Source organism: Aminobacter sp. Y103A (assembly GCF_030294925.1).
Lineage (GTDB): Bacteria > Pseudomonadota > Alphaproteobacteria > Rhizobiales > Rhizobiaceae > Aminobacter > Aminobacter ciceronei.
In genome coordinates, this window is sequence record NZ_AP017986.1 from 1,087,343 (window position 1) to 1,110,155 (window position 22,813).

Below are 22,813 nucleotides of genomic sequence, written 5' to 3' on the forward strand. Positions count from 1 at the left end.
GCCAAGAGAGCGCGGAAATCGCCGGAGCCTCAGGTATCTTCAACAAATCGCGCAGCAAGATTGTGCGGTTTTCCGCACGGATCGCCTTCCCTTCTGGCGGAACCCCGCACTATGGTTCGTCAATGATCGGTTTTAAGAATACGATGGCAGAAGAAGAAGACATGGGTAATGGCGCCTTCCAGCGCGCCCCATTGGTCTTCCCTGGTAGATCCGGCGGTCGATCTCTCTGGCTTGTGGTTTTGCTTGCAATTCTTGGTGCGGCGCTCTGTTTCGTCGTCTTTGCAACGGGACGCATCGCCGGCACCAGAGCAGAGTATGCCCTACGCGACCGTGCTCTTGCCGCGTTCCCGCTTGCAGCCGACAGTTTGAAAGGAGAGATCGAGAAGCAGCGAATGATTCCGCTGGTTCTGGCACGCGACGGTGCCGTTCAGGAGATGCTTCGCAGTCCGAGCACTGCCAACGAAGCCGCGCTTGATGAGAAGCTTCGCGCCATCGCGCGCGACGCCGGCTCTTCTATACTCTACATCATTAATCCTGAGGGCGTAGCGGTCGCTGCGAGCAACGCCGGCGAGCCGACCAGTTTCGTCGGCAGCGATTACCGCTTTCGCCACTACTTCACCGAGGCGATGGCGGATGGCGCGGCTATGCAATATGCGCTCGGCACGGTTAGCGCGCGCCCTGGTCTCTATCTGTCGAGCCGGGTCGATGGGCCGGAGGGGCCGCTCGGTGTGGTTGTGGTGAAGGTGGAGCTCGACCGCGTCGAGTCGCGTTGGCTGGAGAGCGGCTTCGTGGTCTTCACGACCGATGAGCGAGGCGTGGTTCTTGCCACGAGCGTGCCCCAATGGCGTTTTGGCGCTCTCTCACCGCTTTCCGCAAAGGAGAAGCAAACCGCTCGCGATCGTCTGCAGCTACCGGGCGTGACTTTCGAGCCGGTGCCGCTTTCCCGCCGCGGCGACAACCTGGTCACCGCAACTCCTGAGAGTCGATCAGCCGGTTTCGTTGCGGTTTCGCAGGATCTCGGCAAAGCAGTTCCGGGCTGGCGCATGTCGTTGCTCATCCCCGCCGACACCGAGATCTCCTCGGCGGTCATGACAGCCCGCGTGACAACGCTGCTTGCCCTCGTTCTCGTTGGATTCGTCATTTTCATCATTGTTCGACGGCGGCGGGCGGCCCGGCAGCGGCAAGAAGTGCTTGTGTTGCTGAATGCGGAACTGGAGCATCGCGTCGAACTGCGCACGGCGGAGCTCCAAAGCTCGAACGCAGCGCTCGCCGGTGAGATCGCCGAGCGAGAGAACGCTGAAGCAAGAGTGCGTCGCCTGCGCGACGAACTCGCCCAGGCGAACCGCTTGTCAATCCTGGGACAGATAACGGCCGGGGTCGCCCACGAGATCAACCAGCCGGTCGCCGCAATCCGCACCTATGCTGAAAATGCCGCGCGTCTTCTAGGGATCGGCCGGTCGCAAGAAACCGCCGAGAATCTGACCTCGATCGTCGCCATGACCGGCAGGATCGGCACGATCACTGAAACGCTAAGGTCCTTTTCCCGCCGCGCCAGCGGATCGATGGGACCGATACTGGCGGACGACGCGATCGACGGCGCTCTGTCGCTTCTTTCAGGCCGAATTCGCGATTCCGGGGTGACGATTGAACGGAAGCGGATCGATCCGTCTCCAATTGTCATGGCAAGCCGCATGCGACTGGAGCAGATACTCGTCAACCTTCTCCAGAACGCGCTTGACGCTCTGAAGGATCAACCGGAGCCCCGCGTCGAGATAGCGCTCGCCGAAAACGGGGAAATGGTCGCTATTTCCCTTCGGGACAACGGCCCCGGCCTTGCCCCCGACATTCGCAGGAGCCTCTTCATGCCGTTCGTTACCAACAAGGAAAAGGGTCTCGGTCTTGGCCTGGTCATTTCGCAAGAGATCGCACGTGAGCTCGGCGGCTCGTTGCGGCATGATGATGCCGGCCACGGGAGAGGGACTTCCTTCACGGTCGAGCTGAGGCGAGCGGCATGAGTGCTGAATCAGGACCGGTCATTTTTATCGACGATGACGAGGATGTGCTTCGCGCAGCCACGCAGATGCTGAAGCTTGCCTCGTTCTCACCGAGCGTGTTCGGTTCGGCTGAGGCCGCACTCGCCAGAATCGACGGGAACTTCGATGGCCCTGTCGTGAGTGACATCCGTATGCCCGGGCTGAACGGACTTCAGCTCTTCGAGCGAGTGAAGGCGATCGACCCGGAAATTCCGGTTGTCCTGATCACCGGGCATGCCGACGTCGAGCTGGCCGTTGCCGCCATCAAGGATGGCGCCTACGATTTCATCTCGAAGCCATATGCGAACGACCGGCTTCTCGTGACGCTGCATCGCGCTTCGGAAAAACGGCGCCTGGTCCTGGAAAACAGACGTCTTAGGGATGCGGTTGTCCGATCTGCGGGCGATATCCCGCTGATCGGGGAGGCACCGACCATGATTCGATTGCGCGAAACTCTCCGCCAGATCGCCGATACCGATGTGGATGTCCTTGTGGAAGGCGAGACGGGCACGGGCAAGGAGGTGGTCGCGGATCTGCTTCACCGCTGGAGCAGACGACGCACGAAGCCCTTCGTTGCCCTGAATTGTGGAGCGCTGCCCGAAAGCGTCATCGATAGCGAACTTTTCGGGCACGAGGCAGGCGCCTTTACTGGCGCGCAGAGGCGCAGGACCGGTCGCATCGAGCATTCGAACGGAGGGACGCTCTTCCTCGACGAAATCGAGTCGATGCCGCCAGCACTCCAGGTGAAGCTTCTGAGGGTGCTTGAGACCCGGCAGATCACGCCGCTTGGCACGAACGAAACCCGCAGCATCGACCTTCGTGTCGTGTCGGCTACCAAGGCCGATCTCGGCGATCCGGCCGCCCGCGGAGATTTCCGGGAAGACCTTTATTTCCGGCTGAATGTGGTGACGCTCCGCATCCCGCCGCTTCGCGAAAGGCGCGAAGACATCCCGATGCTCTTTGGGCATTTCCTGGAACGCGCCTCCAAACGCTTCAGCAGGCCAGTTCCGGACATCAGCGCTGGCGTGCGCGATCGCCTCGTGAGCCACAATTGGCCCGGCAATGTCCGTGAACTCGTGCATTTCGCCGATCGCGTTGCATTGGGACTTGAAAGGCTAGGCACGCCCATTGCATCAGGTCGAAAGGAACAAGCGGTATCAAGCCTCCACTTGTCCGAGAAGGTCAGCCTTTATGAGGCGACTGTCATCCGCGATGCCTTGCAGGAATGCGGCGGCGACGTGAGGCGAACGATCGAAGTCCTGGGAGTTCCCCGCAAGACCTTCTACGACAAGCTGAAACGACATGGGATAGACACGGCCGATTATCGAAAAACCGCCATTGGCTGAAGCCTTCTTGCTTGCATGTCGCGGAAAAGAAATTTCGCCATTCTCGTCCGACTCAAAGGATGCACTATGGGCTAGGTGAAGCGAGCCTGAGGTCGCTTTCGGAGCGCTATGGCATCAACCCCAAGACGGTCGCGAAGTGGAGAAGCGGAATTCGACCGCGATCTGTCCACCGGCTCCAGGGAGTCGACAGTTCTGTCTGTCGAGGAAAACCGTTGTTGTGGCCTTCCGCCGCAACAAGGCTGCTGCCGCTCGACGATTGCCTCTACGCGTTGCAGCCGACGTCACGCATCTGACGCGCTCCCACCGCTGCCTGCAGGCAAGCATCGGCCGATTGCCAGATGTCGACGGCGACAGGCCGGCGAGAAGAGTCAAGAGAATGAACCGGACCATCAAGACGCAACCGTCAAGCGCTTCCACTACGACGATCGCGACCAACTGCGTCGGCATCTTGCCGACTTCGTCGCGGCCTACAATTTCGGCCGCAAGCTGAAGACCCTCAAGGGCCTCACGCCCTGCGAGTTCATCTGGAAGGCATGGGCTTCCCAGCCCGAGCGTTCACTTTCAATCCGCTCCAGCAAATGCCGGGACTAAACATTTAGCAAATGGCGGATGAGGTGCACGATGCAAGTTAGCACGTCGCCTGGGGAAAGGTGCGCCGATCGCCTCCCTCTTGGCCAACCAGTTCGAGCTTGCCGTCTTACCAGGCCCCCGCCAATCTCGTTGCGTTGTTGTTTAGCGTTGCAACAGATCCTTCAAAGAAATTCATGGAATCGTTGCGAGCGCAAATCGCTGTCAATGGTACGCTCATCACAACTTTCGAGATCAGTGGCGGCAGAAATCTGGTGTCGTTTTATGTTCCGCCGCCAAACAGCATTTGCGAAGAGCGCGAAATGACAAAGCCAGCAGGACGAGGGTACCAGCCATGCGCACATCGATTACACCCAAGTCGCCCGCGATACGATACTCGATATTGGCTACGACGATGCCATCGGCTTTGATGGTCGAAATTGCGCCGTCGTTCTGGCTCTCACCGAGCAGTCGCCCGGCATCAGCCAGGGCGTTGATGAAGGACGATGGCAGGATCTCGAGCAAGGGCGGGATCAGGGCCTCATGTTTGGATTCGCATGTTTTCGATCTCCGACCGAAAGGCATCATCAAGATGCTTGATCTCGTACGCCCGATATACCGCAACACGGCGACATACGGACACTTCGGCCGTGAAGAGCCTGAGTTCACCTGGGAGAAGACGGACAGAGCCGACGACTTGCTGCGTGAGGCAGGACCGGCAGCTGCGTGAGCGCCGCTGGATCAAGCGCATGCGGCCTTTCAACTCGCTAGGCCCGCGCCCGCCGCGGCACGCGCTTCGACATCATGCTGACGGCTGTGTGATCGACACGGGCGGTTACCGGAAAGGCGACAAAAAAGTGCGTTACGACATCGTTATCATCGGAGGAGCCATCGTCGGCTCCTCGATCGCCTACTATCTGCGCGAGGAAGGGTTTTCCGGCTCGATCGCGCTGATCGAGCGCGATCCGCAGTTCGCGCACGCGGCAACGACGTTGTCCTGCGCCTCCATTCGCCAGCAGTTTTCGATTCCTGAAAACATCCGCCTGTCGCAATTCGCGCTGAAGCTGTTCCGGCGGCTGAAGGAAGAATTCGGCACGGATGCCGATATCGGGTTCCGCGAGAGCGGCTATCTGATCCTCGCCGGAGAAGCCGGGCTACCGATCCTCAAGGCCAATCACGAGGCGCAGATCGCCGAGGGCGCCGACATCGTGCTCGAGGATGCCGAGCAGTTGACGCAGCGCTTCGCCTGGCTGTCGACCGAAGGCATTTCTGCCGGCGCCTATGGTCGGACCGGCGAAGGCTGGTTCGACGCGCATGCGATGCTGACGCTGTTCCGCAAGGCGCTGCGCGGCAAGAACGTGGACTTTATGACCGCCTCGGTCATCGGCATCGAGCGGCAGGGCCACCGTGTCACCGGCGTCAGGCTCGACAATGGCGAGACGATCGAAGCCGGCACCGTCCTCAATGCCGCCGGGCCGAATGCCGGCAAGGTCGCCGCTCTCGCCGGGCTGGCGCTGCCGGTCGAGCCGCGCAAGCGCAATGTCTTCGTCTTCGAGGCGCGCGAAAAATATGCCGACATGCCGCTGCTGGTCGATCCCTCCGGCATCTATGTCAGGCCGGAAGGCCCGGTCTATCTCACCGGCGGCGCCGAGCCGGAAGAGGGCGACGGCCCGGCCGATCCCCAGGATTTCGAGGTCGACTGGCCGCTGTTCGAAGAGGTGATTTGGCCGGTGCTGGCGACCCGCATTCCAGCCTTCGAGGCCATCAAGCCTACCCGCGCCTGGGCCGGGCACTACGATTACAACACGCTCGACCAGAACGCGGTGATCGGGCCGCACCCCAAGGTGAAAAATTTCCTCTTCGCCAACGGATTTTCAGGCCACGGTCTGCAGCAGGCCCCGGCGGTCGGCAAAGCGCTGGCCGAGCTTCTCGTGCATGGCGGCTACCGCACGGTCGATTGCTCCGCGTTTGGGTACATCCGTGTCGCCGAAGGGCGGGCGTTTAGGGAATTGAATGTGATCTAGCAACAACGGCGCCGCGACGGTCTCCTTTGGTGCCGGCGGGACAGAGGGGCGCGAAGGTTCGCGACAGGCGGTGCCGCGGTACAAAGGCCTTGATGTTTAGCTTGCCCTGTTCGGTTGGGATCTCCGCAATATCAATGTGGAAGAAGCCGATGCTTGCGCTGCAGACATCGGTGCAATGAAGAGCGCGTCAGATGCGGGATCGTCGGCTGCAAGGCCGTAGAGGCAATCGTCCAGCGGCAGCAGTGTGTTGCGGCGGAAGGCCACAACAACGGTCCTCTTCTACGGCAGACAGCACCTTCGATCTCGGCTCCCTGGGGCCGGTGGGCAGATCGGCGGTCGAACTCCGCTCCTCCACTTCGCGACCGTCTTGGGGTTGATGGCATAGCGCTTCGAAAGCGAGCTCAGGCTCGCTTACAGCTCGACGCATCGCCTCTTTCTTTGTGGCGCTCCCATGCAGAACCTGGCCCAGTCGAAGCTTCGTGGCCGCGGCCCGCGCTCATGGCCGGCTTACTTAGGTCGATGCTGCGTGCTGTCACCGTGAGGTTCCGCTGGGGTTAGCGGTGCGTCGAGCACAGCGAGAGGGTTCACAGCCAACGCTCTGGAACCCATGTCACTAGCCATCCATGGCGTGGATGCGTTTCATCGAAACAGACGATTTTACCGATGTTACGGCACGATGCATAGAAAGAATTCAAGAATGTAGCAGCCTTAAGGAAAGTGGTTGATGTTTGCGTTGGCTCCGAAGAGCATTTTCTGGTCTGCGCGGAAGACCAGCCCAGGCGCGCGTCCATCGCGGCCAGGCACTTCCGCGACAGACGCAAGCTACATCGCATTGGCACAGCACGACAATCTTCCCCGAATTGCGCAGGCGCTTGCCTCAAACGCAGCAGCAAAGCTGAGGCTTGTGGTGTTCTGGAGAGAGGCAATTTAGATGCTTGTTGATCGCTCAAGGAACGATCGGTTCGTTGTTTCTCGACGGCGCACGGGTCTCGGTGATTGCCTGTGGTCTCTCGCGTCGGCTTGGGACTACGCACATCGGACGGGACGAGCTTTAGCAATAGATTGGCGCGGCTCTTGTTACCTTGACAACCCGTTTGCGAATGCCTTTCCAGCTTTCTTCAAGCCAATTGAGGATATCGGTGGTGTACGGGTCATTTGCGATGACCAGATCAACCACGTCTCATTCCCTGGTCCCTTCTTCCCGTCGTGGTGGAACAAGCCATCCATCGACTGCGTGTACCGTCCGGATGAACAGATTTTTCAAGAACGTGACGAGCTTAACGATCTTTTCCAGGCCCAAGATGATTGTGAAGCCAACACGGTAGTGTGTGATGCTTGCTTGATGTGGCGCTGCGATGAAAAGGCCGAGCGAACCATATTTAGGAGCATCACACCGAGGGTCGAAATTGAGGATCGCATTGAAGCGCTCTACCAGGAACATTTTGACGGGCACAGCATAATTGGAGTCCATGTCCGCCACGGCAACGGCGAAGATATTATGGATCACGCACCTTACTGGGCTGATCCGAAGGTTGCCTTAGAGCAGGTATGCACTGCCATTCGTATGGCCAAGGCGCAACCGCATTCAAGACCTGTAAGGGTGTTCTTGTGTACAGACAGCGCCAAGGTTGTTGATCACCTGTCGGGCGTATTTCCCGAACTTTTCACCGTCCCAAAACGCTTCCAGGCGGATCAGGCCGGCCCCTTACACAGTGCAGCACTGGGCACCGACGGGGGGTTTTCCGCGCTCGTTGAGATGTATCTCCTCGGTCGATGCGACACTGTTATTCGCTTTCCTCCGACTAGCGCCTTCACCCGCTACGCCCGCCTCTTCGTGCCACGAATTGTCGAATTCGATTTGAATGACCCGCGTCGTTTGATCTTGATCGACAACACTTTCGAACGTTCCCCGGCTCCATGAAAGGCTGGCATCCCGATCGAACTCTCCCTTGCCTTCGCGCAGAGGCCCCCGTCGCCCTGCCCAATACGCCCCTTTCTCGCCACGCAATCCCGCCGCAGGCGAGCGTTTTCATAGGCGCGTCAAAATCAAAAGGATTCAAGCTTGTCAAAGAGAAAAGTAGCTTTAATCACCGGGGTTACGGGACAAGACGGTTCCTACCTCGCAGAATTGCTTTTAGAAAAGGGCTATTCTGTGCATGGGATAAAGAGACGATCGTCTCTTTTTAATACGGGCCGTATAGACCATCTCTATCATGACCCTCATGAAAGTGGCGTTGATCTTACACTTCACCACGGGGACTTGACAGACTCGTCGAGCCTTACGCGCGTCATCCAACTGGTTCAGCCGGACGAAATTTACAATTTGGCAGCTCAGAGCCACGTTGCAGTCTCCTTTGAAGAACCAGAATACACCGCGAACTCCGATGCCTTGGGTGCGCTGCGTATCCTCGAGGCAATTCGGATCCTGGGGCTCGTCAAGCATACGCGCTACTACCAAGCCTCGACGTCTGAGCTCTACGGGCTGGTGCGGGAAACGCCACAGACCGAGACGACACCGTTCTACCCCCGGTCCCCCTACGCTGTTGCCAAATTGTATGCTCACTGGATCACCGTAAATTATCGAGAATCTTACAATTTGTATGCATGTAACGGCATTTTATTTAATCATGAGTCACCTGCGCGCGGAGAAACATTTGTAACTCGCAAAATCACGCGCGCCTTGACTCGGATTAAGCTTGGAACGCAACGCACTCTATTCCTCGGCAACCTTAATGCGCGTCGCGATTGGGGGCACGCTCGAGACTACGTCCAGATGCAGTGGTTGATGCTGCAGCAGCAGCAACCTGAAGACTTTGTGATCGCTAGCGGTGAGCAACATTCGGTGCGCGAATTCGTCACCGTCGCGGCCGCTGAACTCGGCATCGATGTTCGTTGGGTGGGGGAAGGGGTCGACGAAGAGGGGTACGATGCAAAGACGGGAGCTCTGATCGTAAAAGTAGATCCCCGCTATTTTCGTCCTGCAGAAGTCGAGACACTTCTCGGCGATGCCCGCAAGGCGAAAGAAAAACTTGGGTGGGAGCCCAAAATCTCCTTCATCGAATTGGTTAGGGAGATGGTTCGGGAAGATTTGCGCATGGCGGAGCGTGAAGCAGTGCTGATGAATCAGGGTTATTATTCACACAGTCCACGAGAGTTATGCTGACAACGGCGGCGCCATGCGGGGTTGTTGTCAGTGCTATGGTGGCCTTCTTAAGGAGCGCCCAGAGCGTTAATAATGGAAAACAAAAAGATGAAGAAAGTCTATGTGGCAGGCCATCGCGGCCTTGTTGGATCGGCCACGATGAGAGCCCTCGAGGCGTTAGGATCCTATGAGATAATAACACGTACTCACGACGAACTGGATCTATTTGACCGGAGCGAGACGCGCAGGTTCTTCATGTCGCAGCGGCCAGATTACGTCGTTATGTGCGCCGCGAAAGTTGGTGGTATACTGGCGAACGCCAGCTCCCCTGTCGATTTCCTTCATAACAACCTCGCGATTCAAGTCAGTGTTTTTGATGCCGCTTACGCTTCCGGCGTCGAACGGATGATTTTTCTTGGCTCCTCGTGTATCTATCCACGCGACTGTCCGCAGCCGATACGGGAGGAATACCTTCTCACCGGTCCGCTTGAAGCGACGAATCGTCCCTACGCTTTGGCAAAAATCGCAGGTGTCGAATCGTGCTGGTCTTTCAACCGGCAGTACAAGGCGCGCTATCTCGCGTTGATGCCGACCAATTTATATGGTCCCGGCGATAATTATCACCCCGAAAATTGTCACGTTCTGCCTGCTCTGATACGCCGCTTTCATCAAGCTAAAATGAACGGCGACTCCTCTGTGGGGGTCTGGGGATCCGGAAATCCTCGGCGAGAGTTTATGTATTCGTCGGATGTAGGCGATGCCATTGCGTTCCTGCTTGGCCTGCCAGATTCGGATTTTGACGCCTTGACAGCCCCCGACACTGCGCCCCTGATTAATGTTGGCGTTGGTGAGGACGTCACAATTCGCGAGGTGGCGGAACTCGTCAAGGCGGCGGTCGGCTGGGAGGGCAATTTGGTGTTCGACACGACGAAGCCAGACGGTACTCCGCGCAAGCTACTGGACGTAACGCGCTTGCGTAACCTTGGCTGGAAAGCCAAAACGTCTCTTGGTGCCGGGTTGCAAGCGACGTATGAGGATTTTCTTCGCCTTCATGCGGCTTGATGTGGAAGCGCGCATCCAGGTTGGACTGCATGTCCGACCGGGTGCAAGCTCGCCCAGTCCGGCCAAACAGATGAGAGGGACGCATACATCTCGAGGCGGCCGCAATAGTGGCCTGTGCTGACTTTGCAGACCGGACCTCTCTGCGACCGGCGATGCAGAGGATCACCCAGAAGCTTGCCCAAGCCAAATGGGAAGGGGAAGGCCGCATAACTGGCCGCATCTGGAACGGCTGTGCGTGAGCGCCGTCAACTCAAGCCGCCAGTTAGAACTGCTCGACCTCGCGGGAGCCGCTGCTTACGAAGCTGGCATCGACAGGAAAGCCAACCAGGCCCGCATCATGCCTCGAGGCAGGCCTTATCCAAGGCGGTGCATGCGGAAATGGCGGGCGTCGACGTATGCTTTTCAACTCGCGCTTAGCCGCAGGCGGGATCGTGTCCCCCTGCGTGGTGGAGCTGGCGGCATTGGTCGCCGTGCTCTCCGGCATGGGCCGGGCTGATCGGATTGGTTCAGTCTGCGTTGTTAGCGCCGAACTCACTCGCCTCAAGGTCATGGCGCCACAAGCGCGGATTCGCGGCCGTGGTGCGGGCGTTACAACTCATGCAGCAGCGGGTCTCGTTGATGGCGAAGCGGGCTGCCCTGAACCCATCGCTCGCGTCTGCGGCGCGCCAAGCTGTCGCGCAACGCGATCATCCTGACGCTCTGGGATGGCAGTGGCAGGTGACCGCCTATATGGCAGTGGCAGGTGACCGCCTATGCGGTGAGCACGCTTGGCCTTAGCTCGATTGGCATCGACCCCAACCGGCCCTGGTCATCGCGCCGTGCCACAGCTTTTACCGCCAAGTGAAGCCGATCAGCTGCGACCGCTCGCCGCGACAACCCTGGCGCCAGGCTATGCTCTGCTCGGCTGGTTCGGGCCCGTCGCCGCTGTGTTCATCCGCAGCATCGAATGCCATATCCGCTGCAGCCTCGAATGCAATAACCGTCGTAGCTTTTCAGAGTGCCTCTCGGAGTTGTTGAAAAACCCGGAAGTCAATTGCCCGTTTTACCTTTTCGGCAATGTTGAGGTGTCTGAGAATGGCTCAAACGATACCCCGTTTGGCTTCATGCAATGTCTCGCCCAGTCCGACGAGACGGGCTGCGGCCTGACCCGTCGGCATGTCAATGACCGTGATTGCGCTTGCCGCAAGGAAACGACGCTCGTTCTTGGTCAGCGTCGCTGTATCGATTGCCGCAAAATGTGGGCCATTGGAGCGCTTCATGATCTGCCGGGCATAGGTGCGCAGCATCTGATCGTTGAAGCGGCAGCCGATGAAGAAAAGACCACGACTAGCTCGCCGTTCCTTCACCAGGTCAGGGATCGGCGTCTGGATGTCGATTTCGCTCAGCACTTCAACGTAGTCGGAATCTGCGACGAGGAAGTTTGCGGCCGGCCTGGCACCGCCGTGAGGGGCGTAGAGAACCGTCTTCGCCGCTGGTGCGGATTCGAGTAATATCCCGGACAAATCGTAGGCTTTCGTCCAAATGTCACCGATCTCGTGCGCCCGTGTTACGCCCTGTATTTCGACGACGTCCGTTCGGCGGGTCTGTATTAGAGCCGCGCGCATGGCACCGTCGTACCAGCTGTCGACGATCACGGAGAGCGGCAGCGTTGCAAGCCAGGCATGCAAGATGGTCGGCACCACCGGGGCCGCGAATATTTCGGCCATCCAAACTTGAAGCGTCCGGCGGTGCCGGCGCTGTTCGATATACTGCGCTACCGACCACATGTTGGTGCGAATCTTCGAAGGGGCTGGCGCGCGCTTGTTGAGCGCTGCGGCAACGGCTTCGGGGGTATGCGGTACGGGCGGTCCCGCGGAGCGGATCTCAAGCAGACCCGGGCCGAGATAGGGAATGACCTGATCGGCCGCGAGCCCTTTCTTCAAAAGGTCAAGCTGCCTTTCGGCAAAACTGTCCCGAATGACGACGAGATGGCCCGAGGTCATTGTGTTCATGCTCGTATCCCTTTGCCGCTCTCTTTGTGTCAACCCGAAGGTCAGTCCTCGTCGGAAATCTTCCTTGCTTCCACGGTAATCGGCAAAGGCGTATCGCGCGGAAGGTCGGGCAGGACTAGCCGCCAGCCGTTCTTCAGCGTCACGGCGCCACCCCATAAGTGTTCGTTGTCGACCTTGATGATCGGCTCTTCGAGATCCTTTTTGGGAATATATGCCGACAAGCCAGCACGGGTCCTGCGGATCATTACCCTCATCGGGCCGTTCCTTCGTCAAACCCAGCACCGATTTCGGCACTGGAAGGAGTCCGGGCCGTCTCAAGGCTCATGAGTTCACGCGCACGCATGCCGACGACGGTGCCGCGATCGACCCATTCGACCGCATAGATGTAGAACTGCTGGAGAAAGGTGCCGATGTCGCGCACATAGCCCTCGTCGCCTTTGCGCACCAGATTTTCACCGATCTCCTTGCCCGGATAGGTGCCGTCATTTTTTATGTGGCGTGTGGCGCGGACCCGCTCACCCGGCATGAATCGCGGGGGTGTACGGATTTCGATGTCCTGTTCGCGTCCGAGGCTCATGGCCGTTCCTTTCTCTCGGCTGCAGCTTTCCAACAGGAGGTCGATGGTCCTGCGGAGGCGCCTCGACCGTGTCAGTAGCCGAAATGGAGGTCAGGCAGGGACGCAAGTCTTCGACACCGGACATACCGAGGCGCATTGCTGCGTTTCGAAGGTCCCCTCGCATTCGGTGCACTTTTTCGGATCGATCACGTAGGTCTCGCCCTTGAACTTAATCGCGCCCGAAGGGCATTCAAACTCACAGGCACCGCACTGGGTGCATTGGGAAGCGATGATCTTAAAGGCCATTTTCAACTCCGGTTCGGTTAGAATGAGGCGGCTCAGGCCGTCGCAGCCAGTGGCTCACTCCCAAACTCGGCGGCGTAAAGCGCGCCGATCGCGGTCTCGATGTAGTCATACCCGTAAGCCTCCGTTGCTCGGATCCCACCTTCCTTGAGACGATCCTCGGGGCAATTTCCAATTCTCGCGCACAGCACGATGTCTACGCCTTCGAGCGTAGAGATGACGCCGTCGAGGCTCTTGTCCTCGGCCCGGCCGCCGAGGCAATACTGTTCGACCTTGCGATGACCGACGAAACTGATCCCTTTCGGAGAGGCCTCATAAACCTGGAATTCCTTCGCATGGCCGAAATGCTCGTTGATGCGGCCGCCACCCTTGGTCGCCACCGCTACCAGAAGCGATTTGCCGGAGCCTGCGGTCTTGACCATCCCGAGCGCCTCGCTCTTGGCCGCCAGGCGATCGCCCCGCTCGCGCGCGACCACTGCCCGATATGTCTCGCGCTTGCTGGCGTCGTACGTGACCTTGTCGGGAAGCCGGTCGAGCGTGAATTCCTGGCCACGATCCTCGCCGAGCAGGCCGACAGCATCGGCCCGGCACTGCCGGCAGTGGCGCATCAACTTGGCGCCGCCTTCGAGACGATCCTGAAGGGCCTTCAGCTCCATTGCCTTGGGGCCGCGCTGCCCACTCAGGCCGTAATGCGTACCGTGCGCCGGGTCGGAAATCAGCGGCATGACATTGTGCAGGAACGCGCCGCGCTCCTTGACCCATTTATTCACCTCGATCAGGTGCTCATCGTTTACGCCGGGGATCATTACCGAATTGATCTTGGTGAGGATGCCGCGCGCCGTCAGCATCTCCAGCCCCGACATCTGTCGTTCGTGCAGGATCGTGGCGGCCTCAACGCCGGTATAACGGCGGTTGCCATAGAAGATCCACGGATAGATCTTGGCACCGATCCGCGGGTCGACCATGTTGATGGTGATCGTCACGTGATCGACATTCATTTCCGCAAGCTCGGCGACGCGGTCTGGCAGCGCGAGCCCGTTGGTTGAGATGCACAGCTTGATGTCGCCGATTTCCTTGGCGACCCGTTGGAATGTCGCCTTTGTGTTCTTCCAGTCGTAACAGGCATCGCCCGGTCCGGCGATGCCAAGCACGGAAAGCTGCGGCACTTCGTTGGCAACCCCGATCACCTTGCGCAGCGCCTGGTCGGGCGTCAGCCTTTCCGAAACGACCCCAGGCCGGCTTTCGTTGGCGCAGTCATATTTGCGATTGCAGTAGTTGCATTGAATATTGCAGGCTGGGGCGACCGCCACATGCATGCGCGCGAAATAGTGGTGCGCTTCCTCTGAAAAGCAGGGATGATCCTTGATCTTCTCCCAGACGGCCGAGTCCATCTCGTGCGGCTTCGCGGAGGAGCCGCAGGATGAAGATGCGCAGCCACCGGATTTCGCTCTCGCCGGCGACTGATCGAAGACTGTCGTGCCGGAAAGGCCCTGTAGCGAAATCATCGGTGCGGACATGGAGCGGCTCCGTGCGTGGTGTGAACATCGCACTTCAGAGCGCAAGAGATATGCCAACCCCAAAAGCGGTCTTATCCGTCATGTTGGCTTTTACGTCGGCCTTTTGTGTCCAATTGTGTCCGTTTCCTGCGACACGGTTTTGTCAGGTCGCCGACAACGGTCAAAAGCAACGCGAAAAGTGACGTCTTGTCTCAGTTACGCCCGGTGCGGGCAGCAACCGCGCCCCCACGTTTGATGTCATCAGGGACGTTTAGAACTTCTTCACTTCGATATGATGCCGGCGCAGAGCATAGCCGACCTGCCGCGGCGTGAGACCGAGGAAACGAGCCGCCTTGGCCTGAACCCAGCCGGCTTTCTCCATCGCATCGATCAGTCGGTCGCGTTCCGTCAGACGCTGGTTGATTGCTGGGCAAGCTGGATGGTTGGGGTCGCAGGTCTCGCCGGGCGATGCCTCATTCTGGGAGGGGCCGACTCGCATGGCAGGCAGCGGCGATCCAACCGGCATCATATTGCCACGTGCGAACTCGTCGACGGCATAGGCGCCGTGCGAACGGCCGACTCCTTTCCACAGAAGCGAAGAAAGGCACTGGCTGTTCTGGCAGGCGAAATCCGACGGAGTTATTGTCATTGAACGCGCAAGTGTGGCCGTCCGTCGCACACAATTCTCCAACTCACGCACGTTGCCAGGGAAATAGCATTGCGAGATCAGGTCAAGCGCCGACGGCGTGAAGGCAAGATCGCGATGGTTCTCCTTGTTGAATCTATCGAGGAGAGCTTTGGCAAGGCGTGGAATATCGCCCGGCCGCTCTCTGAGGGGAGGCAAGACTATTGGCACCACATTGATGCGGTAATAAAGGTCGGCCCTGAACTCTCCATTCCGGACAGCCATCTCGAGGTCCTTGTTGGTGGCGCATATGAGCCGCACGTCAACCTTTAGGGTCCTGGTGCCGCCCACTCGCTCAAGTTCTCCTTCCTGCAAGACGCGCAACAGCTTGGCTTGAAAGGCAGGCGAAATCTCGCCGATTTCATCAAGCAGCAGGGTTCCGCCATTCGCCAATTCGAACCGGCCGGCGCGCTGCAGGATAGCCCCGGTGAAGGCGCCCTTCTCGTGGCCAAAGAGCTCCGATTCCAAGACGCTTTCGGGCAATGCGGCGCAGTTCAATTTGACGAAGGATTTCTCCCTCCGATGCGAAAGCTTATGGATGGCCTGTGCAAAGAACTCCTTGCCGGTACCGCTTTCGCCTCGCAGAAGCACGGTGGAATTGGTCCTGGCCACGACCGAGACGATCTCCAGCACTTGCTTGAGTGCGGGACTTTCTCCGATGATTCCGTCGATCTTGACATGCGGATGTCGGGCCGGATGGGTCCTGTCCTCGTCGAGCGATTGCTCTGGTCTCGGTTGCTTCTCGATAAGTCGCTGACCAGCCGTGCTCAAAGTGCGATGCAGGCGGATGGTCCGGCCGACCAGATTGGCGACCATGGCCAGGAAACGTAAGTCCTCCTCGTAACGGAACTTGGTGGTACCGTTCCTGACCCGGTCGATCGACAGCGTCCCGAAGATCTTTTCCTCAGCCTTTAGCGGGACACCGATAAACGCAGTTGCGATCGTGCCGCTGGTCGATTGAGGATCGGCCTGAAACAGCTCCGACGTGCTTGTGTCTTGTATGACGATCGGCACTCCAGTAGCGACGATTTTGTCTATTACGGCCTGGGGTATGACACTGCCGATGGCTGACTGAGGCACAGCGCCGCCGGTAGTTGCGCTAATCTGCGGCTCTCCTTCAGCGTCCAGGACGACAATTGCGCCATGACGCATTTGCACAAACGAGGAGAGGATATTCGCGACATTGGCAAGCGTAATCTCCAGCCGGGTCGGGGCAGTCAGAATCTTCGATATCTCGTAGATTCCCCCGAGCAAGCTGTCCGCATTGCGCGCCGCTTCGACCGCAGGTTCAGGCGGGGTGTTCCGAGATACAATTTCACCGACCTGATCTGGAAGCATGTGAGCCATGCAAACACCTCAAGGGTTGTCCAAGGTGCTCCTCCCAGGCCCTTTTTTGTATTTTGAGTTCCAGAAACATAGTATTTTCAGCCTTTCGGCAATTGTGAACAATATTGGCGGTCTTGACCGCATTCCGAGCCTCTCGTTTCCCGCTCTTTGCGCCAGTCATCCGAACTTGAAGAGAACGCCGAAGCCGCCGCGCGGGTAATTCCACACGATCTCACCGCTGGCCTCGCACAGCACGCGACAGGTGCCGCATTCCATGCAGCCGTCGGAAGTGGTCTCCACCTGTCCCTTGTCGTTCAACTCATAGCATTTGGCCGGGCAGATGTGTGTCAGCGCGAGCAGGTTCGCGCTCGGCCTCTCGTGCGGTCGCACTTTGATATGCGGGCGGCCCGGATCGACCAGATAGCGGTTCTGATAAAGCTTCTCCTCGACACGTAACTTCGTCACGGCCATCGTCATCCTGTTTCTCCTTCAGCGCCAGGCGAGTGCCAGGCGGACCACATCGCTGATCAGCCCCCAGCGCGAACGCACCTTGATGAAGGCAGCAGTGGTCGCCTTTTCCTTCTCGATTTTCGGGGTTCCGTCGACCCGCATGAAGTTCTGCGCGGCCTGCGACATCAACTGCGGGTAAGTCATGAAGAAATTGCGGGAATTGGTGTGTATCAGGGCCGGCATGTCCTTATATTTCATCAGGTCTTTGACTACGAAGGACTTGTCCAGCATGGTCTTGTAGAGGGCGAGGTTCCTCCTGATCATCGGCTGGTTGCGGCCCTTGATCTCAATGATTGCCTCGCCCGCGATGCGACCGGAAGTCATGGCAAGGTTCGAACCCTCGCGGTGAATAGCGTTGTTCAGTTGGGCGGCATCACCGACCGCCACCCAACCGTCGCCGAAGAGCTGCGGAATTGCCTTGTAGCCACCTTCGGGAATGAGATGCGCGGAATACTCCTTGACTTCCGAGCCCGCGATCAGCGGCCGGATCGAAGGATGGTTTTTGAAGTTGTCGAGGAGGACGTAAGGGCTCTCCATTGTCTGGGCGAAATCGGAGACGAGGCAGCCGATGCCGAGAGAGATCGACTCCTTGTTGGTGTAGAGGAAGGCCAGTCCGGCCATGCTGCGGGAAATCGTGCCCGCCGCTTCGATCACGCAGCCTTCGTCGCCCTGGAGGCCGAACCGCTGCTCAATGACCTCATCGGGTAGGAAATGCATTTCCTTGACAGCGAGCGCCACGCTTTCTGGCTTCGGCATCTTGCGCAGGCCGGCCCGTGTACCGAGCAGTCCGTTGACACCTTCTGCGAGCACGACGACGTCCGCGTAGATCGGCCCGCCAGCCCGGTCGGTGCGCACGCCGATCACCTTGCCGCTGGCATTGCGGACAAGTTCGGTCACCGTCGTCTCGCACAGCACCGTCGCGCCGGCCTGGCGCACCTTGCGCGAAAACCACTTGTCGAATTGGGCGCGGATGATCGTGTAGCGATTGGGCTTCGCCTCGTTGAAATCGTCCGATCGATACTGCATCCCGGTGTGGGAGGTGTCGTCCATCACCCAGAATCGCTGCTCGACCAGATGCCGCTCGAGAGGCGCATCATCCCGGAAATCCGGAATGATTTGCTCCAACATGTCGGCGTACATGATGGCGCCCTGGACATTCTTGGAGCCCGGATACTCGCCGCGCTCCAACTGCAGCACCGTCAGGCCCTGGCTTGCCATGGTGTAGGCGGCCGCGTTTCCGGACATACCGGCCCCGACGACGATGGCGTCGAATTCTTCCTCGATCATGGCCCTCTCCCTTAGCTCGCAAGCTTGTCGTGGCTGTGCGGCGACAGCCGCCGGGTGAAAGCTTCCGTCAATGCCGGCAGGAAACGGATTGCGTCGGTGACGATGCCGAGATGGGCAAATTCGAAGATCGGGGCGTTCGGGTCGGTGTTGATGGCTACGATCAAATCAGCCCCCTCCACGCCAACCCGATGCTGAATGGCGCCGGAAATCCCGGCCGCTATGTAAAGCTTTGGCCGGATGGTCTTGCCCGTTTGGCCAACCTGCCGATCGGCAGGCATCCAGCCCTTCTGGACCAACGGGCGCGAACAGCCATATTCGGCGCCGATTGCCCGCGCTAGATTCTTCACAAGCTGCAAATTCTCCGCTGAGCCGAGACCGAGGCCTCCGGCAACCACGATGTCGGCGTAGGCGAGATTTGCCTTTGCCGATTGGCGATCGAGGTTGAAGCCAAGGACTTTGGTGATGATCTCTTCCTCGGTCATTGACAGCTTGTGCCGGATGACACGCCCGACCGGCTTGTCCGTCCGCGGTGGCATGGCCATAACCCTCGGTCGTACCGTGGCCATCTGCGGCCGGTAGTTGAGCGTATAGATCGTGCACAGCAAGGAACCCCCGAAAGTCGGACGGGTCGCGGCGAGCGAACCGTCGACATCTACATCGAGTTCGGTACAGTCGGCAGTGAGCCCTGTCAGCAAGGTCGTCGCTACTGAGCCAGCGAGATCCCTGCCGAGCGTGGTCGCACCGAGAAGCAGGATTTCCGGCTTGTGGGTATTGACCAGATCCGTCATCGCCTTAGTGAAAGGCTCGTTGCGATAGTCGGCAAGCAACGGTGCCTCGACGAGGTAGACAAGGTCGGCGCCGTAAGCGAAGGCCTCGGCAACGGCATGCTGCGTCGCGTCACCCGGCGGTCCAAGCACGATCCCCGCAAGCTGGATGCCTAGCTTGTCGGCGAGCTTGCGGCCTTCGCCAAGCAGTTCGAAGGACACGGGATGGACCTCGCTGCGTTCCAGTTCGATGAAAACCCAGACGTGCCGATAGTCCCTAAAGTGCTCAGGCAATTCCCTCTTGATGCCGGCACGGCCGGCGGAAGGAGGGGCTTCGCGGTTAGCGTTCGACATCATCTCTCCTTGCCGTCCCGTCACTGGCCGCCGTCGAAGGCGAGTTCGTGTTCCAGCGCTGGCTGGCGGGTAAAGATTGAGGCGATCAGTTCGTCAGCGAGGTCGTGCTGCGTCTTGTCGGTCATGTCGATCTGCGTCGCCTTTTCCGCCCGCGTGGTAGGGGCGAAAACGCGCTTGACGACCGTCGGCGAGCCGCGCAGGCCGCATTTGTTGAGGTCCTCAATGCCAGCTTCGGCCGCGCTCCATTTCACGATCTGGCTGCGCGCGGCGCGCATGGCGTCCTCGAGCGAGCCTCTGCGGATTTCGTTGGTGCCTTCCAGCATTGTGATGAGGCAAGGCAGCCTGCTTTTCAGCATCTGCGTACCGCCTTCCGAACGGCGCTTGACGGTGATCTCGCGAGCATCGACATCGATAGAGTCGATCTTCGCCACATAGGTGAACTGCAGGAGGCCGAGGCGCTTGGCGATGCCGGGCCCGACCTGGGCGGTATCGCCGTCAATCGTCTGCTTGCCGGCGAAGACGATGTCCGGCGCGCCGAAGGTCTCGCCAATTCTCACGATTGCCCGAGAAAGCGCGAAGGAGGTCGCCAGCGTGTCGGAGCCGGCAAAACAGCGGTCGGTCAAGAGTACCGCGCGGTCGGCGCCATAGGTTAGCGCCTTGCGCAGCGCATCTTCTGCCATCGGCGGACCCATCGTAAGCACGGTGACCTCGCCGCCATGGGCGTCGCGCAATCTCAGTGCCTCTTCGAGGGCGAACAGGTCGTAAGGGTTGATGATGGTCGGCACGCCCTGGCGCATGATCGTGTTCGTCACCGGGTGGACACGTATCTGCGCGGAGTCCGGCACCTGCTTGATACAGATTACAATGTGCATTGCGTCTTTCTCGGCTCCAATCCGCAAGCGGCCCTGGCGTTCATCTCCTTCGCAGCATCATTCGTGCCAACCGCTTTGCGTTGCTCTGTTTCCTTTTGACATGGGGTTGTTTTCTTCCGAACGGTACCGTCGTGATGACCGAGTTTGTCGGCTTTTCGACATTGTCGCGTCGCACTCGTGTCGCGTTCATTCTGTCCCGAACCGCCTCAGGATCGACTCGAACGGGACAAAGGTGTGGTCCCGAGTGGCCGGTTTGTCGGGATCGTGCTCTTTGAGCACCTTGAAGACCCGGTGGGTGAGTGGCGAGGATGTCGCGAAATCCTCATAGGCGCGTTCCAACGTCGCACGCGCCCGCGCGGCGATCACCCCGTCGGGAAGACCGGCGAAATCCTCTTCAGCGAGATATTGGCCCATGCGCTTCAGGATATGCAGCCGTGAGACATTGAGCACCTTCGGATCATAAGAGATGCCAAGGACTGCGAAGAACTCCTCCGCAGCCGACAGGCTCTTCAGCCGGGCGAGGATGTCGGTGACAACGGCGCGGCTTTCAGCGAAACAACTGCGCATTGCATTCTCCTGGGCCGGAAACGGTTGTCGGGTTTGCCTTGTCGCCCAGGCCTGGAGTTGATTGAAGTTCTCTCGCCTGGCTGGCAGATGGGGAAAGCTCACGCAGCTTCTTCACGATCCCGGGCATGACCTCGAGCACCCGGTCGACGTCCTCCTCGCCGTTGTTGCGCGAAAAGGAGAAACGGATTGCGCCGTGTGCCGCGTTATTGGGGATATTCATCGCCACCAAGACGTGGCTCGGCTCCAGCGAGCCGCAGGCGCAAGCAGAGCCGGAGGAGCAGGCAATGCCCTCGCGATTGAGGAAATGCAGTATGCCCTCACCTTCGATATCTCCAAAGGCGATGTTTGCGGTATTCGGCAACCGCTTTAGCAAATCGCCGGCGACGAAGGCGTGTGGGATGCGCTGGAGAAGTTCCTTCTCCAGGCGGTCGCGCAACCCCTTTACCCGTGTGTTCGCGTCGTCCATGAAGTTCAAGGCAAGATCGGCTGCCACGCCGAGGCCGACGATGCCTGGCGTATTCTCCGTGCCCGCGCGGCGGTTGCCCTCCTGGCCTCCCCCCTTGATCAGCGGACAGAAGCGCACGCCGCGCTTTATATAAAGTGCGCCGATCCCTTTCGGTCCGTGTAATTTGTGACCGGAGAGAGACAGCATATCGATTGCCATCGATTTCAGGTCGATCGCAAGCTTGCCGACCGCTTGCACCGCGTCGGTATGGAAAAGGGCGCCAACTTCTTTGGCCAACTCAGCAAGCTCGACCACCGGGAAGATCGTTCCGGTCTCGTTGTTCGCCGACATGATCGAGACGATCGCCACGCGCGGGGTGAGGGCGGCCTTATAAGTGTCGAGGTCGAGCCGGCCGTGGCGATCCACCGGGATCCTATGCACCTTGATGGCGCGCGTCTTCTCCAGGTGGGCGCAAAGCGTCAGCACGGCCGAATGCTCGACTGCGGAAGTCACGATCTCTGTGCGCTCAGGCATCACCTCGAGCGCAGAAAGGATCGCCGCGTTGTCGCTTTCCGTCCCGCCCGAGGTGAAGGTGATCTCGTCGTCGAACTCCGCTCCGATCAGCGTTTGCACCCGCAGGCGCGCCTTTCTCACCGCCGCCCCGGCGGAAGCGCCAAAATCGTGGCTCGACGAAGGGTTGCCGAATTGGTCGATAAAAAACGGCAGCATTGCTTGAACGACTTCAGGATCGACCCGTGTCGTTGCGTTGTTGTCCAGATAGACAGGTCTCATGGATGTGATCCTTCTCCTGAGCGCAATCACACAAGGCGCACGCCCGGTCTGTCATGATGATGATGATGATGGTTAGCCGAAGGAGTTGCCGCCGCCACATTCGGCCTGCGCGCTTCTTGGCGCCGGCGCGGCAACCCGCCTCGACCTTGGTGCGCCAGCGTTGCGCCGGCTCGGCCCACGGCAAGCGCGGTCTTAGGTCACGGCGTTTTCGGTGCGCTTGATCATGGACTGTCTCTCCTTCAGGCCGGACGCGTTCGCGAACAGCTACGCATGGACCGTGCCAAAGAAGGGAATCATTTCAAAACAACATGATGGCTCTAACACTGGTATGTCGCATGTCCGACATCGGCGGGAATTGTTCAACGCGGAACGCCGTTGAATCGGGCGGGCGTAGATTCCGCCTCGCGTGAGGAGCAATCCTGTCGGGCCGTTCGCCAAGGATGCCCGCGCGACCGAGGCGTCCTGTCGGGTTTGTCGAGTGCGCGACACGGCACTGTTACGCCCCCGTTGCCCTGCTGAGATCTCGTTTGTCATTGTAGAATATGCAGAAAATTCTTCTGAGCTTCTTTCTGAACCTTTGGCGCGGCTTTTGCGGTTCTCTCCTCGTAGGGCAGCGCGTGCCCGCGGCCGATATTCATCTCGCGGGTGACATCGCGATCGATGGAACGAAGGAAAGAAAGCAACATGTCAG

The 22,813-nt window shown here is 59.3% G+C and carries 21 protein-coding genes and 2 pseudogenes; 9 read left to right on the forward strand and 14 right to left on the reverse strand.

Features of this window, described 5'->3' with window-relative positions; genetic code table 11:
* The first annotated feature begins 161 nt into the window (after positions 1–161).
* From Amn_RS05265 to Amn_RS05290, 6 genes and pseudogenes are all read left to right on the forward strand, one after another.
* A complete protein-coding gene (locus tag Amn_RS05265) occupies positions 162–2,015 on the forward strand; it encodes a sensor histidine kinase (RefSeq protein ID WP_502874765.1) in 1,854 nt (617 codons plus the stop codon).
* Positions 2,012–3,379 (forward strand): sigma-54-dependent transcriptional regulator, encoded by a 1,368-nt coding sequence (locus Amn_RS05270; protein ID WP_172352494.1) that lies wholly within the window; start codon positions 2,012–2,014, stop codon positions 3,377–3,379. Before Amn_RS05265 ends, Amn_RS05270 begins: the two co-directional genes overlap by 4 nt.
* A gap of 59 nt (positions 3,380–3,438) precedes the next feature.
* Positions 3,439–3,978, forward strand: a pseudogene (locus Amn_RS05275) (IS3 family transposase).
* Between the two features lie 370 nt (positions 3,979–4,348).
* Positions 4,349–4,546 carry a hypothetical protein gene (locus tag Amn_RS32580; RefSeq protein WP_353622430.1) on the forward strand — a complete coding sequence of 66 codons (198 nt, stop codon included), beginning with the start codon at positions 4,349–4,351 and terminating at the stop codon, positions 4,544–4,546.
* Positions 4,539–4,676 carry a methionine adenosyltransferase domain-containing protein gene (locus Amn_RS05285; RefSeq protein ID WP_425280318.1) on the forward strand — a complete coding sequence of 46 codons (138 nt, stop codon included), beginning with the start codon at positions 4,539–4,541 and terminating at the stop codon, positions 4,674–4,676. The genes Amn_RS32580 and Amn_RS05285 overlap by 8 nt, the downstream gene beginning before the upstream one ends.
* A 127-nt stretch (positions 4,677–4,803) precedes the next feature.
* Positions 4,804–5,970, forward strand: coding sequence for an NAD(P)/FAD-dependent oxidoreductase (locus Amn_RS05290; RefSeq protein WP_044551214.1), 1,167 nt, complete (start codon positions 4,804–4,806; stop codon positions 5,968–5,970).
* Between the two features lie 73 nt (positions 5,971–6,043).
* Here Amn_RS05290 and Amn_RS05295 read toward each other — a convergent pair.
* Positions 6,044–6,439 (reverse strand): annotated as a pseudogene (locus tag Amn_RS05295) (transposase family protein); the annotation flags it as partial.
* Positions 6,440–6,901: 462 nt separating this feature from the next.
* Between Amn_RS05295 and Amn_RS05300 the strand changes: the two are divergent.
* The 3 genes from Amn_RS05300 (at position 6,902) to Amn_RS05310 (ending at position 10,174) form a co-directional block, all read left to right on the forward strand.
* The gene (locus tag Amn_RS05300) at positions 6,902–7,891 is read left to right on the forward strand and encodes a nodulation protein NodZ (RefSeq protein WP_096453585.1); all 990 of its coding nucleotides are present in this window, start codon (positions 6,902–6,904) and stop codon (positions 7,889–7,891) included.
* Between the two features lie 141 nt (positions 7,892–8,032).
* Entirely contained in the window at positions 8,033–9,133 is a 1,101-nt protein-coding gene (gmd, locus tag Amn_RS05305) for a GDP-mannose 4,6-dehydratase (protein ID WP_286295051.1), read from the forward strand.
* A gap of 72 nt (positions 9,134–9,205) precedes the next feature.
* Complete coding sequence (locus Amn_RS05310) at positions 9,206–10,174, forward strand: GDP-L-fucose synthase family protein (protein ID WP_010913562.1); 969 nt, start codon at positions 9,206–9,208, stop codon at positions 10,172–10,174.
* A 1,079-nt stretch (positions 10,175–11,253) separates the two neighbouring features.
* On the opposite strand, the gene Amn_RS05315 is transcribed toward Amn_RS05310, so the two are convergent.
* From Amn_RS05315 to Amn_RS05375, 13 genes are all read right to left on the reverse strand, one after another.
* A complete protein-coding gene (locus tag Amn_RS05315) occupies positions 11,254–12,165 on the reverse strand; it encodes an SIR2 family NAD-dependent protein deacylase (protein WP_044548978.1) in 912 nt (303 codons plus the stop codon).
* Between the two features lie 41 nt (positions 12,166–12,206).
* Positions 12,207–12,419, reverse strand: a complete 213-nt coding sequence (gene nifT, locus Amn_RS05320; protein WP_010913564.1) for a putative nitrogen fixation protein NifT — start codon at positions 12,417–12,419, stop codon at positions 12,207–12,209.
* Positions 12,416–12,742: a nitrogen fixation protein NifZ gene (locus tag Amn_RS05325; RefSeq protein WP_096453587.1), complete on the reverse strand. Its 327-nt coding sequence runs from the start codon at positions 12,740–12,742 to the stop codon at positions 12,416–12,418. The genes nifT and Amn_RS05325 overlap by 4 nt, the downstream gene beginning before the upstream one ends.
* A gap of 90 nt (positions 12,743–12,832) precedes the next feature.
* Positions 12,833–13,027, reverse strand: a complete 195-nt coding sequence (locus tag Amn_RS05330) for a 4Fe-4S binding protein (RefSeq protein ID WP_010913566.1) — start codon at positions 13,025–13,027, stop codon at positions 12,833–12,835.
* A 32-nt stretch (positions 13,028–13,059) separates the two neighbouring features.
* Positions 13,060–14,541, reverse strand: coding sequence for a nitrogenase cofactor biosynthesis protein NifB (gene nifB / locus Amn_RS05335; protein WP_096453589.1), 1,482 nt, complete (start codon positions 14,539–14,541; stop codon positions 13,060–13,062).
* Between the two features lie 250 nt (positions 14,542–14,791).
* Positions 14,792–16,552, reverse strand: coding sequence for a nif-specific transcriptional activator NifA (nifA, locus tag Amn_RS05340; RefSeq protein ID WP_044548983.1), 1,761 nt, complete (start codon positions 16,550–16,552; stop codon positions 14,792–14,794).
* A gap of 156 nt (positions 16,553–16,708) precedes the next feature.
* Positions 16,709–17,008, reverse strand: a complete 300-nt coding sequence (locus Amn_RS05345) for a ferredoxin family protein (RefSeq protein WP_006333856.1) — start codon at positions 17,006–17,008, stop codon at positions 16,709–16,711.
* A 12-nt stretch (positions 17,009–17,020) separates the two neighbouring features.
* Positions 17,021–18,328 (reverse strand): FAD-dependent oxidoreductase, encoded by a 1,308-nt coding sequence (locus tag Amn_RS05350; RefSeq protein WP_286295057.1) that lies wholly within the window; start codon positions 18,326–18,328, stop codon positions 17,021–17,023.
* Between the two features lie 11 nt (positions 18,329–18,339).
* Positions 18,340–19,446, reverse strand: coding sequence for an electron transfer flavoprotein subunit alpha/FixB family protein (locus Amn_RS05355; protein ID WP_010913570.1), 1,107 nt, complete (start codon positions 19,444–19,446; stop codon positions 18,340–18,342).
* A gap of 20 nt (positions 19,447–19,466) precedes the next feature.
* The gene (locus Amn_RS05360; protein ID WP_010913571.1) at positions 19,467–20,318 is read right to left on the reverse strand and encodes an electron transfer flavoprotein subunit beta/FixA family protein; all 852 of its coding nucleotides are present in this window, start codon (positions 20,316–20,318) and stop codon (positions 19,467–19,469) included.
* Positions 20,319–20,504: 186 nt separating this feature from the next.
* Positions 20,505–20,885, reverse strand: a complete 381-nt coding sequence (gene nifW / locus Amn_RS05365; RefSeq protein ID WP_202308795.1) for a nitrogenase stabilizing/protective protein NifW — start codon at positions 20,883–20,885, stop codon at positions 20,505–20,507.
* Positions 20,866–22,122, reverse strand: coding sequence for a cysteine desulfurase NifS (gene nifS, locus Amn_RS05370; RefSeq protein ID WP_286295058.1), 1,257 nt, complete (start codon positions 22,120–22,122; stop codon positions 20,866–20,868). The genes nifW and nifS overlap by 20 nt, the downstream gene beginning before the upstream one ends.
* Positions 22,123–22,652: 530 nt before the next feature.
* Complete coding sequence (locus Amn_RS05375) at positions 22,653–22,808, reverse strand: hypothetical protein (protein ID WP_286295059.1); 156 nt, start codon at positions 22,806–22,808, stop codon at positions 22,653–22,655.
* Between the last annotated feature and the right edge of the window lie 5 nt (positions 22,809–22,813).